Annotated in this window: 14 protein-coding genes and 1 pseudogene; 7 read left to right on the top strand and 8 right to left on the bottom strand. The window is 62.4% G+C overall.

Going from position 1 to position 16,019, the window contains the following annotated elements; translation table 11 throughout:
- Positions 1 to 6 precede the first annotated feature (6 nt).
- Positions 7 to 444: a copper chaperone PCu(A)C gene (locus GYH35_RS22580; RefSeq protein WP_161810400.1), complete on the bottom strand. Its 438-nt coding sequence runs from the start codon at positions 442 to 444 to the stop codon at positions 7 to 9.
- Positions 441 to 1,331 (bottom strand): LysR substrate-binding domain-containing protein, encoded by an 891-nt coding sequence (locus GYH35_RS22575; protein ID WP_161810401.1) that lies wholly within the window; start codon positions 1,329 to 1,331, stop codon positions 441 to 443. The genes GYH35_RS22580 and GYH35_RS22575 overlap by 4 nt, the downstream gene beginning before the upstream one ends.
- A gap of 221 nt (positions 1,332 to 1,552) precedes the next feature.
- Between GYH35_RS22575 and GYH35_RS22570 the strand changes: the two genes are divergently transcribed.
- The 4 genes from GYH35_RS22570 (at position 1,553) to GYH35_RS22555 (ending at position 4,532) form a co-directional block, all read left to right on the top strand.
- Positions 1,553 to 2,092: a peroxiredoxin gene (locus tag GYH35_RS22570; RefSeq protein ID WP_161810402.1), complete on the top strand. Its 540-nt coding sequence runs from the start codon at positions 1,553 to 1,555 to the stop codon at positions 2,090 to 2,092.
- Positions 2,093 to 2,175: 83 nt separating this feature from the next.
- The gene (locus GYH35_RS22565) at positions 2,176 to 2,733 is read left to right on the top strand and encodes a carboxymuconolactone decarboxylase family protein (RefSeq protein WP_161829552.1); all 558 of its coding nucleotides are present in this window, start codon (positions 2,176 to 2,178) and stop codon (positions 2,731 to 2,733) included.
- 11 nt (positions 2,734 to 2,744) lie between these two features.
- On the top strand, positions 2,745 to 3,224 hold the full coding sequence (locus GYH35_RS22560) for an NUDIX domain-containing protein (protein WP_202624503.1): 480 nt from the start codon (positions 2,745 to 2,747) through the stop codon (positions 3,222 to 3,224).
- Positions 3,225 to 4,532, top strand: coding sequence for an NAD(P)/FAD-dependent oxidoreductase (locus tag GYH35_RS22555; RefSeq protein ID WP_161810404.1), 1,308 nt, complete (start codon positions 3,225 to 3,227; stop codon positions 4,530 to 4,532).
- Here the strand turns inward: GYH35_RS22555 and GYH35_RS22550 are convergent.
- From GYH35_RS22550 to GYH35_RS22530, 5 genes are all read right to left on the bottom strand, one after another.
- Entirely contained in the window at positions 4,513 to 4,995 is a 483-nt protein-coding gene (locus GYH35_RS22550) for a YajQ family cyclic di-GMP-binding protein (RefSeq protein ID WP_161810405.1), read from the bottom strand. The two genes, GYH35_RS22555 and GYH35_RS22550, sit on opposite strands and share 20 nt — an antisense overlap.
- A 9-nt stretch (positions 4,996 to 5,004) precedes the next feature.
- On the bottom strand, positions 5,005 to 6,060 hold the full coding sequence (locus GYH35_RS22545; protein WP_161829551.1) for a Gfo/Idh/MocA family oxidoreductase: 1,056 nt from the start codon (positions 6,058 to 6,060) through the stop codon (positions 5,005 to 5,007).
- 42 nt (positions 6,061 to 6,102) lie between these two features.
- On the bottom strand, positions 6,103 to 7,236 hold the full coding sequence (locus GYH35_RS22540; RefSeq protein WP_161810407.1) for a DUF3667 domain-containing protein: 1,134 nt from the start codon (positions 7,234 to 7,236) through the stop codon (positions 6,103 to 6,105).
- A 127-nt stretch (positions 7,237 to 7,363) separates the two neighbouring features.
- Positions 7,364 to 9,034 carry an amidohydrolase gene (locus GYH35_RS22535; protein ID WP_202624502.1) on the bottom strand — a complete coding sequence of 557 codons (1,671 nt, stop codon included), beginning with the start codon at positions 9,032 to 9,034 and terminating at the stop codon, positions 7,364 to 7,366.
- The gene (locus GYH35_RS22530; RefSeq protein WP_161810408.1) at positions 9,031 to 9,990 is read right to left on the bottom strand and encodes a LysR family transcriptional regulator; all 960 of its coding nucleotides are present in this window, start codon (positions 9,988 to 9,990) and stop codon (positions 9,031 to 9,033) included. The genes GYH35_RS22535 and GYH35_RS22530 overlap by 4 nt, the downstream gene beginning before the upstream one ends.
- A gap of 98 nt (positions 9,991 to 10,088) precedes the next feature.
- Here GYH35_RS22530 and GYH35_RS22525 point away from each other — a divergent pair, with 98 nt between their 5' ends.
- The 3 genes and pseudogenes from GYH35_RS22525 (at position 10,089) to GYH35_RS22515 (ending at position 14,720) form a co-directional block, all read left to right on the top strand.
- Positions 10,089 to 11,288 (top strand): CaiB/BaiF CoA transferase family protein, encoded by a 1,200-nt coding sequence (locus tag GYH35_RS22525; protein WP_161829550.1) that lies wholly within the window; start codon positions 10,089 to 10,091, stop codon positions 11,286 to 11,288.
- A pseudogene (locus tag GYH35_RS22520) lies at positions 11,282 to 12,558 on the top strand (MFS family transporter). Before GYH35_RS22525 ends, GYH35_RS22520 begins: the two are co-directional and overlap by 7 nt.
- A gap of 11 nt (positions 12,559 to 12,569) precedes the next feature.
- Entirely contained in the window at positions 12,570 to 14,720 is a 2,151-nt protein-coding gene (locus GYH35_RS22515; RefSeq protein ID WP_235936839.1) for a PQQ-dependent dehydrogenase, methanol/ethanol family, read from the top strand.
- Here the strand turns inward: GYH35_RS22515 and GYH35_RS22510 are convergent.
- A complete protein-coding gene (locus GYH35_RS22510; protein WP_161810410.1) occupies positions 14,717 to 16,000 on the bottom strand; it encodes a peroxiredoxin family protein in 1,284 nt (427 codons plus the stop codon). The two genes, GYH35_RS22515 and GYH35_RS22510, sit on opposite strands and share 4 nt — an antisense overlap.
- Positions 16,001 to 16,019 lie beyond the last annotated feature (19 nt).

The raw sequence follows: 16,019 nt of genomic DNA, 5'->3' as shown, positions 1-16,019 counted from the left end.
ACGCCCTTAGCGGCTGCCGAGTTCAACGACCTGCACTTGCACCGTCTGCGCCGGGGCATGCTGGAACTGCAGCGTCATCGGGAAGCGCAGGCCGGCCGTCAGTGGCTGGCGCAATTCCACCAGCATGAAGTGGGCGCCGCCCGGAGCGAAGGTGAACGGCTCGCCAGCCTCGAGCGGCACGTTCGACAGCGGCCGCATTTGCATCATGCCGTTCTGTTCGCTGTTGGTGTGCATTTCGATGTGATCGGCAACGGTCGTGGTCGCGGACAGCAGCGTGTCGGCGTCCTTGGTCGTGATCTTCATATACACGGCCGCGACTGTAGCGCCTGCTGGCGTCGCATTGGCCCATGCATCGTCCACGCGCACCGGTGCGCCGATACGATCGCAGCCAGCGGCGATCAGCACGATGGATACAAGCGCCAGATTTCTCAGCAGGTGGATCATTCGGCCATCGCCGTTTTGATGACTTCGCACATCGCGTTGATTGCCTCGGTGCGAGAAGTGCTCTTGCGCCAGACCGCGCCGACCGTACGAGTAGGCACGGGCCGCGCGAACTCTTTGACCGCGAGCCCTTGACCCGAGCCGAACGGACCGCGCGTCGCCAGATCCGGCAGTAATGTGATGCCCAGGCCGGCGGCCACCATCTGTCGCAACGTTTCCAGACTGGTGGCTCGATAGTCCTCGTTCTCTTTCACGTCGATGCGATTGCACACATCCAGCGCTTGATCGCGCAGGCAGTGGCCGTCCTCGAGCAGCAGCAAGGTCTCGCCACTCAGATCGTCGAGCTTGATATGCGCCTTCTTCGCCAACGGGTGATTGTTGGGCACCGCGACGTTGAAGTCCTCGTGATACAGCTCGCGCGATTCCAATCCGTCCATGGGCACGGGCAGCGCCAGGATCGCGACTTCGATCTCGCCGTCGCGCAATTTCTCGAGCAGCTGCTGCGTCTGATACTCGTACAGCATCACTTTGAGCTGCGGCAACTGCTTGCGCAGCCGTCGAGCCACCAATGGCAATAGGTAGGGACCGATGGTCGGGATCAATCCGAGCTTGAGTTTGCCGGATAAGGGGTCATGTTCGTTGCGGGCCAGCGAGATGATCTCGTCGCTCTCCTGCAGGATGCGGCGCGCGAGCGGTAGGATCTTCGCGCCGGTCTCGGTCAGCGTTACCCGCCGCGGCTGTCGCTCGATCAATTGCACGCCGAGGTAGTTTTCCAGCTTCTTCAACTGCGCCGACAAGGTCGGCTGGCTGACGAAGGAGCGCTCGGCGGCTTTGCCGAAGTGCTTGGTATCGGCGAGGGCCACGAAATAACGCAGGTCGCGCAGGTTCATGGGCGAGTAACCCCAATCGTCACGAAGGATGGGTAGAATAGCCTCATAGGCGGAGTCTATCAAAAATACCGAAACAATCGATTGGCGATTGCAGGTTCCGCCCGCATAATTGCATCCGTCGCCGCAGAGGACTCCAAAGCCGGGGTTCTTCACGGCACGTTTTTCAAAACCGCGCCCAGCCGAAAGCCAGCGCAAAGTAATTGTCGATGGAGGAGTGATACATGTTAGGTGTTGGACAGAAATTCCCGCAGTTCTCGCTGACCGGCGTGGTGTCGAACGATTTGAACAACGCTTTCCAGCCGTTCGATTCGAACAGCTCGGCCGGCAAGTGGAAGATCGTGTTCTTCTGGCCGAAGGACTTCACCTTCGTCTGCCCGACCGAGATTGCCGCGTTCGGCAAGCTCAACAAGGAGTTCGCGGACCGTGACGCCGTCGTCTACGGCGTGAGCACCGATTCCGAGTTCGTGCACCTCGCCTGGCGCAAGGACAAAGAAGAGCTGCGCAACCTGCCGTTCCCGATGCTCTCGGACATCAAGCGCGAGCTGACCTCGGCGCTCGGTGTGCTCGATGCGGAAGCCGGTGTCGCGCAGCGTGCGACGTACATCGTCGACCCGCAGGGTGTGATCCGCTTCGCGTACGTCACCGACCTGAACGTCGGCCGCAGCCCTGAAGAAGTGTTGCGCGTGCTCGATGCTCTGCAGACCGACGAGCTGTGCCCCTGCAACTGGAAGAAGGGCGAAGACACGCTGCAGGCTGCTTAAGCCACAGCGTCAATCGCTCGATGATCGATGCCGGCGCGGATTTTCCGCGCCGGCATCCCCACAAAACTGGTGGAGGATTAGTAATGTCTCTCGAAACGATCCGCGATCAGCTGCCGGATTACGCGCGCGATCTGAAGCTCAATATCGGCAGCGTGCTCACTCCCCAGGGCGCCCCTGGCCTGAACGAAAAGCAGATTGCCGCTGTCGCCTTGTCGACGGCGATTGCCGCCCGCAACCCGCACCTCACGCTCGCCATCGAGTCGTGGGCCAAGCCGCACCTGGATGACGCGCATGTAAACGCTGCGCGCGCGGCCGCTGCGATCATGGGCATGAACAACATCTATTACCGCTTCCTCCACCTGGTGGAAGACGGCGAGTATTCGACCATGCCGGCCCGGCTGCGCATGAACATCATCGGCAACCCGGGCATCGACAAGCTCGACTTCGAGCTGCTGTCGCTGGCGGTGTCGGCCGTCAACGGCTGCGGAATGTGCATCACCTCGCACGAGAAGAAGTTGCGTGACGGTGGCATCAGCCGCGAGCAGATCCAGAGCGCCGTGCGCATCGCCTCGGTGATCCATGCCGTCGCCGGCGTGTTGGAGTATCACGCCGAATCCGCCGCTGCCGCAGCGAGCGTGTGAGAAAACCGGACATGGCGGCTATACTGGCCGCCATGTCCCCTCGCCCCACGAGACTGTCCGCCGGCGTGGTTGTGATTCGTGAGACTCACGAGGGCTGGCTTTACCTGTTATTGCGGGCCTATAACCACTGGGACTTTCCCAAAGGCATGGTCGAGGCGGGCGAGGAGCCGTTGGCCGCCGCCATCCGCGAAGTGCGCGAAGAGACCCTGATCGTCGATCTGGACTTCGCCTGGGGTGAGATCTACATCCAGACCAACCCGTACAGCCGCGGCAAGGTCGCCCGCTACTACCTCGCCAAGACCCCCACCGTCGAAGTATCGCTGCCCGTGATCGAAGCGCTCGGTCGCGCCGAGCACAACGAGTTTCGCTGGGTCGACAAGGCGCAAGCGCTGCGACTGGTTTCTCCCCGGGTTGCCCCCATTATCGAGTGGGCGGCCGGCTACATCGAGCCGCGCCAGACCGCTCTGGATATGGGTGAGGCTTCCGCATAGATGAGCGATAAGCAGGCCAAAGAAAAACAAGTCGTCGTGGTCGGTGCCGGTTTCGCCGGGTTGAATGCCGCGAAACGCCTGGGCAATGTCGCTGGCATCGCCGTCACGGTGATCGATCGCGAAAATCATCACCTCTTCCAGCCGCTGCTATATCAAGTCGCGATGGCCGCGCTCAGTCCGGCCGACATCGCCGTTCCCATCCGCAGCCTGCTCGCCAGATATCGAAACATTCGCGTGTTGAAGGCGACGGCACAGAGCGTCGACACGGCGAATCGCAAAGTCGTCACCGACGTTGGCGACGTTCCCTACGATTACCTCGTGCTCGGCTGCGGCGCGCAGCACGCCTATTTCGGCCATGAAGAATGGGAGCCGCACGCGCCCGGGCTCAAGTCGCTGCCGCAGGCTACCGAGATACGGCGTCGAGTGCTCGAAGCATTCGAGATCGCCGAACGCGAGACCCATCCCGAAGAGCGGCGACGACAGCTCACCTTCATCGTCATTGGCGGCGGCCCCACCGGCGTCGAGTTGGCGGGCGCCATCGGTGAGATGAGTCGCTTCACGCTGGATCGCGATTTTCGCAGCATCGATCCCCGTCAGACGCGCGTGATTCTGGTGGAAGCCGGTCCGAGAATTCTCGCGACCTTCGACGACAAGCTCGCCGCGCGAGCGATGCGCGATCTGGAGTCGTTAGGCGTGCAGGTGTGGACGGGCGCACGCGTGACCGATGTGACCGCCGAAGGCGTGGTCATCGGCAATGACAAGATTGCAGCCGCGACCGTGCTTTGGGCGGCCGGTGTGCGTGCGGCCGATCTCGGTCGCACCTTGGGCGTGCCGGTCGATCCCGCCGGTCGCGTGTTCACCGGGCCGGATCTGACCATCGAAGGTCATCCCGAAATTTTCGCCACCGGCGACATGTCGAGTCGCGCCGGTCCCAATGGTCGACCGCTGCCGGGCGTCGCGCTGGTCGCCATGCAAGAAGGCATCTATGCGGCGAACGTGATCAGGAAAGAAGTTCGCAACGGCCCGCAAACGCCGCGTCCCGCGTTCGAGTATGTCGATCTCGGACAGATGGCGACGATCGGACGCAGTCGTGCAATCAGTGAGTTTCGTGGCTGGAAACTTACCGGCGTGCCGGCGTGGTGGTTCTGGTTGTTGGTGCACATCTATCGACTGAGCGGCTTCCGCAACCGCTTGTCGGTGCTGATCCAATGGGCGTGGTCCTATATGACGTTCGGGCGCGGCGCGCGCTTGATCGTCGCCAAGGACTGGCAGTCGTATCCGGACAGAGCTAATCCCGAAAGTTCTTGAACTGCAGCGGCATGTCGAGCTTCGCGCCGCGCGCCAGTCGAATCACCTCCTGCAGATCGTCGCGACTCTTGCCGGTGACGCGCACTTGCTTGTCCTGGATCGCGGCCTGCACCTTCAACTTTGAATCCTTGATCAGGCGCTGCAGCTTCTTGCCCAGCTCGCTTTCGATGCCCTCGCGCAAGGTGACGACCTGGTGCGCCGTCTGCCCGAGCACGACCGGATCTTCGACCTTGGTGCAGGCGACATCGATGCCGCGCTTGGACAGCTTGAGCATCAGGATGTCGAGCATCTGCTTGAGCTGAAACTCCGCCTTCGCGTGCAACGTGACCACCAGGTCCTTCAACTCGAATTTGGCATCCGTACCCTTGAAGTCGAAACGCTGGCCGACTTCGCGATTGGCCTGATCGACGGCATTGCTCACTTCGTGGGCATCGAGCTCGGAAACGATATCGAACGATGGCATGGCGGTACTTCAGCGGCTGACGAGAGGCGCGGCGGGCTGCAGGTCGATGCGGCAACCCATGGCGCTGCTGGTGAGCGCGGCCTCGATGACCCGGATTGTGTCATACGCCTGTGCGGCTGACACCGGGACCGGCTGGTCCTCTTCGATGGCCTCGCGCATCTTTTCGTAGAACGTGAGCCAGCGGCCGGTCTCGGGTGTGATGACCTCGCGACGGCCAGTTTCACCATGCACCAGCGTGCCCCACTGCTCGGTGGGCTCGCCGCCGAAGAAGTGCTCGTCGGGCTCGACGCCCGCTTTCAGCTGCTCTTCCTGTTGATCGAGGCCGGCCTTCAGGAACGAAGCCTCCGAGCCGTTGACGCGATATCGATAGCCGCCGTCGGCGCACATCAGACTCACGCCGAGCGTCATGCGTAACGCGCCTTGGCCCATCAGGATTTCGAATCCATCCACGGTCTTGCTGTTCGGGCGCTGGCTGAAAACATTGGCGTACAACCACTCGGGCTGGCCGAACAGCATCAAGGCCTGATCGATCAGGTGCGTGCCCAGGTCGTAGAGAATGCCGTTGCCGGGCTCGTCGCGATCTTTCCACCTGTCGGTAACCTGGGGCCGGAACCGATCCCACCGCGCATGAAAAGAATTGATCTTGCCGAGGCGACCTTGCTCGATGAGCTTCTTGATCGTCAGGAAATCGCTATCCCAGCGCCGGTTCTGGAACACTGACAGCTTGCGCTGGGATTGCGTCGCCAGGTGTTCCAGTTCACTGACTTCAGCCGTGCTCGGTGCGAGCGGCTTGTCCACGACGACATGTTTACCGGCGCGCAAAGCCGCGGCCGCATGCGGGACATGCAATGGACTCGGCGAGGCAATCGCGACCAGGTCGATGTCCTTGCGCGCGAGCAGTTCATCGGCCGTTGCGAGCACGTCGACATCGCCGAGATATTCTTGGGCTGGCGCGGGTTTACTGGTCACGACCGCGGGAATATGAAAGCCCGCGGCCCGCAGCAGCGGCGCATGAAAATACCGACCCGCCACGCCGAATCCGATGATGCCTGCTCGTAGTGCCATATCCCTATATTGCCGCCAAGGCGGCCCGATTGCGAAGCGTCGTCAACCGGTCATGCCGATCGCGACCAGGATGACGCCAAAGAGGGTCAGCACGAAGGTGATCATGATGGTCAGCAGGAACAGCCGCACCCACGCACCGAAGCGCGAGGTTCCGTAGGCGCCGCGCAGCTGCTTATAAAGATGCAGCGGGGGCACGATACCGATCGCCGTGCCCCAGATCCACGCGCTCACGCCCAGGTCGTACAGGAGCGTGACGACGACGGCGAACAGCATCATGAAGCTGATCGAGTAGGTGACGAAGATGGCGTGGTCGTAGGCGTGAATGTCCCGGCGCCAGAAGAACAGCAGCCACATGAACGGCACGCTGAGCGGAATCAGCGCCCATGAAAACTTGTAGCCGGTGGTCTTGAGCTTGTAAGCGAGCAGCGCGGGATTGTTGCTGGCCTGCTCGACCGCGCTCTTCAGCCGGCTCTCGGTTTCCGAAATTTTGTCGCCGACGTCGGGCGCGGCCGGCGCTTTTGCCTCGCCGTTCGCTTGCTGCTCTTGCGCGAACTTCACGATTTCTTTCCAGTCGCCCGCGATCAGGGCTTGATTGGCTTCGCGCGTCGCCATCAGGGCCGCGATGTGGTCCTCGAGTTTCTTGCGCTCCGACGCGCTGGGTTCCAGCTCCGCAAGGCGTTCACGCGCAGCCTCGATCTGATCGTCGAGCTTTTCGATGTTGTCCGTGACGTTTTCCTTGAACTGCGCGCCGACACCCAGCGGATCGCTGTCGGCCAGTTCGGTCTCCAGGCTGGTGCCCGTAAACGGGATGACGGCGAACATCAGGAACACGATGAACAGATACAGCGCCATGGGCGAGACGAACTTGGCGCGTTCGCCGTCGATGTAGCGGCGGGTCAGACGGCCCGGCCGAAACAGCAGCTCCGGGATGGTGTGCCAGACCTTGCCTTCGAAGTGGAACACGCCGTGCAGGATGTCGTGGCCCAGCGAGATCAGGCTGCGATGCACGTGGGTGGCCTGGCCGCAATTGGAGCAGTAAGCGCCGCTGACGGTGGCGCCACAGTTGCGGCACTGGCCGTGCTGGTGGTCTTTTGCTTCGCCCGCGGCAGGCTCGACGGCCCGAGCGATCACGCCGCCAGTGATGACATCCGCCGCTGCTTCGCTGTGTCCTTCCATGGACGCGAAAATATAGTTGTTTGATGGCGTTGTAAAAGTCCTTCCTGGCCTTTTACAACGCCTCGCTTGCGAAAAGCGCGGTTTTCGCGGCGCTCGACGGGCCGTCCATGGCCCGGCATCTGCGTAGTCAGGTCTTGTCAGTGCCAAACCTGAGCCTGCCATCGACCAGCGTGCTCAGCACCTTGGCGCGCGTGATCTGTTCCGGTGCGCAGCTAGTCAGGTCGGTATCCAGGATGGTGAGATCGGCCAGATATCCCGGCGCGATCAGTCCCAGCCGGTCTTCCTGGTAGCCGGCATAGGCGTTGGTCGTTGTATACGCCGTCAATGCTTCCTGCACTGTGATCTTCTGTTCCGGCACCCAGCCGCTCGGATTCGCGCCGTCGATGGTTTGCCGGAGCACCGCCGCGCCGATGCCGAGCAGCGGATCGATCGGCGCCACCGGCCAATCCGATCCGAACGTAACCTTGGCCTTGGCGTCGAGCAGCGAGCGAACGGCCCACGCGGTGTGCAGGCGTTCCGGTCCCAGCGGCTTGATGGCCCAGCGACCGTCGTCGATGGCGTGATAGGGCTGCATCGACGCGATGATGTTCATCTTCGCGAAGCGCGGCACATCGCTCGCCAGCAAGTGTTGAGCGTGCTCGATACGGAAGCGCCGATCGCGCGCGCCGTTCTTGGCGATGGCCTCCTCGAACATGCCGAGCACTTGGTCATTACCTTCGTCGCCGATGGCGTGCACTGTGATGTGCAGACCCGCCGCATCCGCGCCCAGGATCAATTCGCGCAGCTTTTCCGGTGGCGTGCGATAGATGCCGTGATTCGATGGATCGTCCGCATACGGTTCATGAAACATGGCGGTCCGTGACCCCAGGGAACCGTCGACCAGGCCTTTGAGCGCACCCCAGCGCACCCAGTCGTCGCCCCGGCCCTCGGCCTCGACCAGCGCGTCGAGCTTGCGCCAGTCCTCCAGCGGTACGAAGGAATAAAAGCGCATGCCGATCTTGTTCGCTTTGCGCAGCCGGCGCAGCGACTCGTGCGTGACCCAATCCAACTCGGTGACATGAACCTGCGTGACACCCTTCGACAGCGCGTGCGCCGAGCCGACGCCAATCGCGGCGTCGATATCTGCATCGCTCGGCGTCGGAATCGCAGCCTTCAACAAATCCTTCGCCTTGTCTTTGATCAAGCCGGTCGGCTCGCCCTTCTCGTCGCGAACGATCAAGCCGCCTTCGGGATCGGGCGTGTTGCGATCGATGCGCGCCAGTTGCAGCGCCAGCGAATTCAACAACGCGACGTGTTGATCCAAGCGCACGACCGCCACCGGTGTGTTCGGCGTCACCGCGTCGATCCATTGGCGCGACGGCAGTTCGCCACCCCACATCTGCTCGTCCCAGTTGCCGCCTTGCAGCCACTGTCCGGGTCGCAGTGCCTTTGCCGACTGCGCGATGCGGTCGACGAATTCTTGTTTGGTCTTCGCCGTGCGCAACTCCGGCGAGCTGAGCCCGAACGACGCCCGCAGGAAATGCGTGTGATTGTCCATGAAGCCGGGCATGACGAATGCCCCTTTCAGATCGACGATGCGCGTGCCCCGGCTCGTAAGCTTGCGGACGCGCTCGTTGTCTCCGACCACCGCAACCCGATTGCCCGACAGACCGAACGCATTGGCGAGCGGCACATCGCGCTGACCGGTCCACACCTTCGCATTCATATAAGCGACGTCGAGCGGGCGCTCGGCGGCGAGCAGGCGCCGGGAAGCGAGCATCGCACCCATGCCGGCCAGCATTTCGCGTCGATTGATCAAAGCACGTCTCCCGGCTGCGGCTGGCCATCGATGCTTGGGGCAAGCAGCTTGGCCTGCGCATCCAGTACCTTTAGAAACAAACGGGCGGCGGGCGAGAGCGAGCGGGCCGCATGCGTGACGATACCGATGGAGCGGGCCACGGTGGGATTGCGAAGTTTGCGATAGGCCAGCGTCGGCGAATCGAGCTGCGCCAGTGTCAGGCGGCTGAGCGCGCTGATGCCCAAGCCCGCATTCACCAGGCTGCCGATGGTCGTCGGCTGTTTGCAGTTGAACAGCGGCTCGGCGGCGACGCCAGCTTCTTCCATCGCGCCATCGATCATTGCGCGCAGTCCGGTCTCCGGTGAAAGGATCACGAACGCGCGAGTTGCGAACACGGACCAGTCATGCTCTTCACGATGCGCGAGCATGTCGTCGTTGCGACAGACCAGGACGACTTCGTCACGTAGCAACGGGCGATAGCGCAGGTCGCTGCTGATCGGTGGGGGTGTCGATAAGCCGATGTCAGCGCGACCGTCGAGCACGGCTTTGTGAACGGGCCGGCCGACGTCTTCCCAGATCTGGATGCGCACATCGGGCTGTCGCTCGCGGAAGCTCACGATGGTGCTGGGTAACAACAAGGCGGCCACCGAAGGAAACGCGGCAATACGGACGACGCCTTGCCGGCCGGCGACGAAGTCGTCGAACTCGGCGAATACCTCCTGGTATTCGTTCATGAGTCGGCGGGCCAGCGGTTCCAGTCGTTCGCCGGCCGGAGTCAGGCGCAGCTTACGTGTATCTCGGTCGAACAGACGTGCGCCCAATTTGCCTTCGATCTGCTGGATGGTGCGGCTCAGCGCCGGCTGCGAGACCCCGAGGGCCTCGGCCGCATCGCCAAAGCTGCCGGTGTCCGCCAGCGTCAGAAAGGCCGAGAGCTGTTGCAGGTTCAGGCGGGATTGCATCGAGGTGAACTGTTCCACGGTCTGTCACGGATCGGCAATAGCTTTCAGTCCGGCTATGCATAAATAACCTCGGCGGCATGGCGGCTGCCGGGGGCGGCCGCCGTATGCTCGCGCCCATGATTCCACTGCTGGCAGGCACAAGAATTCTGGAGCTGAGCGCGGTCGTCATGGGCCCGTTCGCCGGCCAGATCCTCGCCGATCTGGGCGCCGAAGTAATCAAGGTCGAGCCGATCGAGGGCGACGTCGCTCGCGCTTCACAGCCACAGGCCGATGGCATGGGCGCGCTGTACGTCAACAACAATCGTAACAAGCGAGCCATCGCCGTCGACCTGAAGAGCCAGGGCGGCAAAGCCATCATCGATAAACTCATCCAGCGCAGCGACGTGTTACTCCACAACATGCGGCCGGATGCGGCCGACCGCCTCGGATTGAGCTATGACGCCGTCGCCGCCATCAATCCGCGCATGATCTATTGCTCGGCCATCGGCTTCGGTCAGCGCGGACGCTATCGAGGCCGACCTGCTTTCGACGACGTGATCCAGGCCGCGGCCGGGCTGGCCGGCATCGCCGAACACAATGGCGAAGATCCGCGCTTCATTCCAACGATCCTGGCAGACAAGGTCGGGGCACTGCATGCCGTGTACGGTATTCTCGCCGCGTTGGTCGCGCGGGCGCATGGGCGGCAGGAAGCATTGCGGGTCGAGGTGCCGATGTTCGAAGCGCTCACGTCGTTCGTTCTCAACGAGCACCTGGCCGCCGCGACTTTCAAAGAAGATGGCAAGGTCGGTTATTCGCGAGTGTTGTCGCCCGATCGCCGTCCCTATCGGACGCGCGACGGCTGGATCGCGGTGTTGCCTTATACGGCCGAGCAGTGGCGGCGTTTCCTCATCGAAGCCGGGCGCGCGGATGTGCTCGAGCAGCCGTGGTTCCATCAGGCCGACAGCCGGCATGCGCACATCGACTATCTATACAGCGTGATCGCAGCCGTTCTTCCGCAACGTGATTCGGCGACGTGGCTGGAAGCACTGTCACGCCTCGACATTCCCTGTTCGCAGGTCAATCGACTGGAGGATCTGCTCGAAGATCCGCACCTGTGCGACGTCGATTTCTTTCATGTCGGCGAGCGTTATCCGTCGACCATCAAACGCATGCTGCCACAGCCCGTCGTGTTCGGCGGCGTCGCGCCTCAAGCTGATATTCCTCCGCCGCCGCTGGGTGAGGACACGGGTGTTGTGCTCAGAGAGTGCGGGTATTCGGAGGCGGAAATCGCAGACCTGCTCGCGCAGGGCGTCGCACGAGGACCGGTGCAATCGTGAGCTTCGTTCTCAGTCATCGTCAGCGGCTCGCGGCCATCGCCACCGGCTCGGCGGGCAACCTGATCGAGTGGTTCGACTTTTACATTTGCGCGTTCACCGCGCTGTACTTCGCATCGAGCTTCTTCCCGGAAGGCGATCGGACCGTACAGCTGCTGAACGTGGCTGGCATCTACGCCGTTGGATTCTTGATCCGACCGGTCGGCGGCTGGTATTTCGGTCGTTCGCCGATCGTCATGGCCGCCGCGCCGCGCTGGTCGCGTCCGTGTTGATGATGGGCGCCGGGTCGTTGCTGATCGCGGTGCTCCCGACGTACGCGATCATCGGCGCTTGGGCGCCGGCGTTGCTGCTACTGGCGCGACTGATCCAAGGTTTCTCGACAGGCGGTCAATTCGGCGCGGCTGCCACTTATCTAAGTGAAGTGGCCAGCGACGCGCGGCGTGGCTTCTACGCTTCCTTTCTGTATGTGACGTTGATCGCCGGGCAGCTGTGCGCGTTGCTCACGCTGGTCGCGCTTCAACAAGTTCTCGATGAAGCCGAGCTGCGCGCGTGGGGCTGGCGAGTGCCATTCGCCATTGGTGCTTGCATGGCGATGATCGTGCTTCTGCTGCGTGATCATCTACACGAGACGACGGACAACGCGACTGCGAAGTCGGCCGAGGCCGGCAGCCTGCTCGCTCTGCTTCGTCATCCCAAGGCGCTGCTCGTCGTCATGTCGCTCACCGCCGGTGGCGGCCTGTGTCTGTACACGTTCACGACGTACATGCAGAAGTTTCTGGTCAACACTGCGGGCATGGATATCGAGCTCACCAGCAACGTGATGCTCGCGGCCATGCTGGGTTTCATGTTGTTGCAGCCGGCGATGGGCGCACTGTCCGATCGCATCGGTCGCCGCAAATGTTTGTTGTTGTTCTCGGGCTTGATGACGCTGAGCGCGGTGCCGATCCTCACGGCGCTGTCGACCGTAAAGGACGCGGGCCTGGCATTCCTGCTGGTGCTGTGCGCGCTCACCATTCTCAGTCTCTACACGTCGATCAGCGGCTTGTTCAAGGCCGAGCTGTTTCCGCAGCACATTCGCGCGCTGGGAGTAGGGTTGGCGCATAGTATTTCCATCGCGGTCTTCGGCGGCACGGCCGAGTACATCGCGCTGTTGTGCAAGCGGGCCGGGCAGGAACATATCTATTTCTGGTACGTTGCGGCGGTCTGCGCCGTTGCGTTCTTCACCGCTTGGTTCATGCGTGAGCCGCGTCGCGTGAGCATGATGGATAAGTAAAAGGGGAGACGATGGGGCGCAGTCGATGGCTGGTCCGGATGCTCCTGGTTGTCGGAGCATTGAATCTCGGCGCTTGCGGCAAGCGGGAAGAGCCAGCGAAAGCACCTGCGACAGAAGGCGCGCATGAAGCCGCTCCTGAAGCGTCCTACGGACGAGTCGATCAGGCGCGTGTTGTCGCCGCCGATAGTGAGCCGCAGAACTGGTTCACGACGGGACGCACATTCTCCGAAGAGCGCTTCTCGCCGCTCGAGCAGATCAACATCGGTAACGTTCAGCAGCTCGGCTTCGCCTGGCAATATGACCTGCAAACCGAGCGTGGATTGGAAGCGACGCCCGTGGTCGTCGACGGCGTGCTGTTCGCGAGCAGCAACTGGAGCAAGGTGTATGCGCTCGATGCCCGCACCGGCCGTGAGTTGTGGGCGTTCGATCCCCAGGTGCCTGGCGAATGGGCGCGCAACGCCTGTTGTGACGTCGTCAATCGCGGCGTCGCCGTGTGGCAAGGGAAAGTTTATGTGGGCACGCTCGACGGGCGGCTGATTGCGCTCGATGCGGCCACTGGCAAGCCGCTGTGGAGCCAGGACACCCTCGTCGATCGTTCGCGTTCGTACACGATAACCGGCGCGCCGCGCATTGCTGGCGGCAAGGTGATCATCGGCAATGGCGGCGGCGAGTTCGGCGTGCGTGGTTACATCACCGCCTATGACGCCGAGAGTGGCGCACAAGCGTGGCGCTTCTTCACCGTGCCGGGCGATCCAAAACATCCGTTCGAACATCCCGAGCTCGAAGCTGCGGCGAAGACCTGGGATCCGAACAGTCGCTGGGAAGCGGGCGGCGGCGGCACGGCGTGGGATTCGATGGCCTACGATCCGCAGCTCAATCTGTTGTACGTCGGCACCGGCAACGCGAGTCCGTTCCCACAATCGATCCGCAGCCCCAAAGGCGGCGACAACCTTTATCTCAGCTCCATTCTTGCCATCGATCCGCAGACGGGCCGACTGGCCTGGCACTATCAGACGACACCCGGCGAGTCGTGGGATTACACGGCCGTTCAACACATCGTCCTGACCGATCTGCAGATCGGCGGCACGATGCGCAAGGTGTTGTTGCAGGCGCCGAAGAACGGCTTTTTCTATGTGCTCGATCGCGCCACCGGCGAGCTGCTGTCGGCACAGAAATATGTCGACGTGAACTGGGCCAGTCATGTCGATCTGAACACCGGTCGTCCGATGCCGACCGGCAAGGGCGATTACTCGAAGGAGCCGAAACGCGTCGCGCCGGGTCCGTTCGGGGGCCACAACTGGCAGCCGATGGCGTTCAGCCCCAAGACGGGCCTTGTTTATATTCCGACGCTGGATCGCACGGCGTATTACGCGGTCGATCCCGAGTACAAATATATCCCGCGCCGCTCATTCAACACCGGCCGCGACTTCACTGCGGCGTACGTGGCGCAAGTTCGCGATGGCGCCGAAATGACGCGCAAGGGCGCGTTGAAGGCATGGGACCCGATCGCGCAGCGTGAAGTCTGGCGCGTCGATTATCCATGGTTCTACAACGGTGGGTTGCTGGCGACCGCGGGCAACCTCGTGTTTCAAGGCACCACGGACGGATATTTGAAAGCGTACACGGCCGACACCGGCAAGCTTGCGGCGGAAGTGTTCGTCGGCACGAGCATCATGGCCGCGCCTGCGACTTATGCCGTCGACGGCGAGCAGTTCATCGCGGTTCTTGCGGGTTACGGCGGCGCGCAGCTCGATGAATTTCTGGAAGGCTCAGCTGCGCGCAAGTATGGAAATACCGGCCGCATCGTCGCCTTCAAGCTGGGTGGCGGCAAGGTGCCGGTGCCGCCGGAGAAAGATTGGGATGCAAACATTCCGCCGTTGCCTGCGCGCATGCACGCCGATGCGGCGACGTTAGACCGTGGCGCGCTGTTGTTTGGACAGCATTGCGGCGTGTGTCACTCGCTCAGCGACGAACCCGGCGGTTATCCGAATCTATTGCGACTGACGCCTGGCAAGCATGCCATCTTCGACGAGATCGTCCTACGCGGTGCGATGGCCGGTCGCGGCATGGCGGGCTTCTCGAATGAGATCAGCGAAGCCGACGCGCACGCGATTCACGCCTATCTGATCGACAAGGCGTACGAGGCTAGCGCCAAGCGCTAGCCCGACGTTGCTGGTACAGGCTCCGCCAGCAGCTGATCGATCAGGCCGCGAAACTCGGCGACGTATTCCTCGTAGTGTTTGCCCGTGGCGGGCCCGGAGAATCCGACATGAATGTCGCGCACCGTACCGGCCCGGTCCACAACAATCGTGGTGGGATAACCATAGATCCCGGTCAGCGTAGGTAGCGCCTTGCTGGCTTCGTCGGTGTCGGACACGCCGGCGATCAACGTCGTGAACTCAATACCCAGATCCTTGCGGTAGCCTCGGACGGCCTGCGCGGCGCGATCGAACTCGCCGTGGCGCTCGAACATCAGCGCGACGATCTCCACGCCCTTGGGTCGATACTCTTTGTAGAACGGCACCAGGAACACGGCTTCGTCGTGACAATTCGGGCACCAGCTGCCGCCCAGCGTCACCACGACCACCTTGTTTCGAAACTTCTCGTCGTGGAGCGACACTTCGTTACCCTCCAGATCGCGGAAGGTGAAGTCGAAGCGCGATTTCTCGTCCTTCAGCTGCGTGTCCGGTCCCTTGCCTTCGAGCGTGGCGTCGTCGTTGCGTCGGGCCTTTACCGTCGAGTGCGACGCCAGGCCCTGCCACATCTCGCCCTCGAGCTCGCCGTGCCCATTCACTTTCACCTTGTACAGATACGCAAGGCCGCCGGCGAAGGTCGACAGCTGTGCCTGCTCGCCATGCACCTGGCCTTCCAGGAAGCGGTGATCGCCCGTCGTCGTCATCACCGTGCCGGTGATGCGATCGTGTTGTTGCTCGAAGATCGCGACCGCGGGGCTGCTCTTGCCGTCGCTGGTCAATGTCATTTCCCAGCGGCCGGCGAGGTCGGCGTTATCGGTCAGCGGCTCTTTATAGAAACGATATGCTGCGCTTTGGTCCTGGAGCCGGGCGTGGAAAGGAATCACTTGTTCCTTGCTCCGGTCCTTGATGAGCGTGACGCTGCCCTCCAGCCGGTCGCGATACATGCGTGCCTGCAGGGAATTCTCATATCCAGGAAACACGGCGGTCAGCTCGCCATCGGTGAGCTTCACGTTGTCGACGCGGGTGCGTTCGGCCGCATTCTCTAAGTACAAAACGAAGCGATCGTTTTCTTTGCCGATCTCCAGGCCGAACGGCGCTTCGCCGCCGGGCAGCGTGAGCGTCGCGCGATAGCGGCCTGTCTGTGGTTCATCTACAGGCCTGCCGCAGGCTGCAAGGGTGACGAGCAAGCCCGCCAAGGCCAGGCGCGAGATCGACCCAAGAGCTGAATTCCAAACCGCTGCGTACATGCACTGCTCCGTTTCGGTA

It is taken from the genome of Steroidobacter agaridevorans (genome assembly GCF_009932555.1).
Classification (GTDB): Bacteria; Pseudomonadota; Gammaproteobacteria; order Steroidobacterales; family Steroidobacteraceae; genus Steroidobacter; species Steroidobacter agaridevorans.
This window is presented reverse-complemented; position numbering and strand designations above follow the sequence as displayed.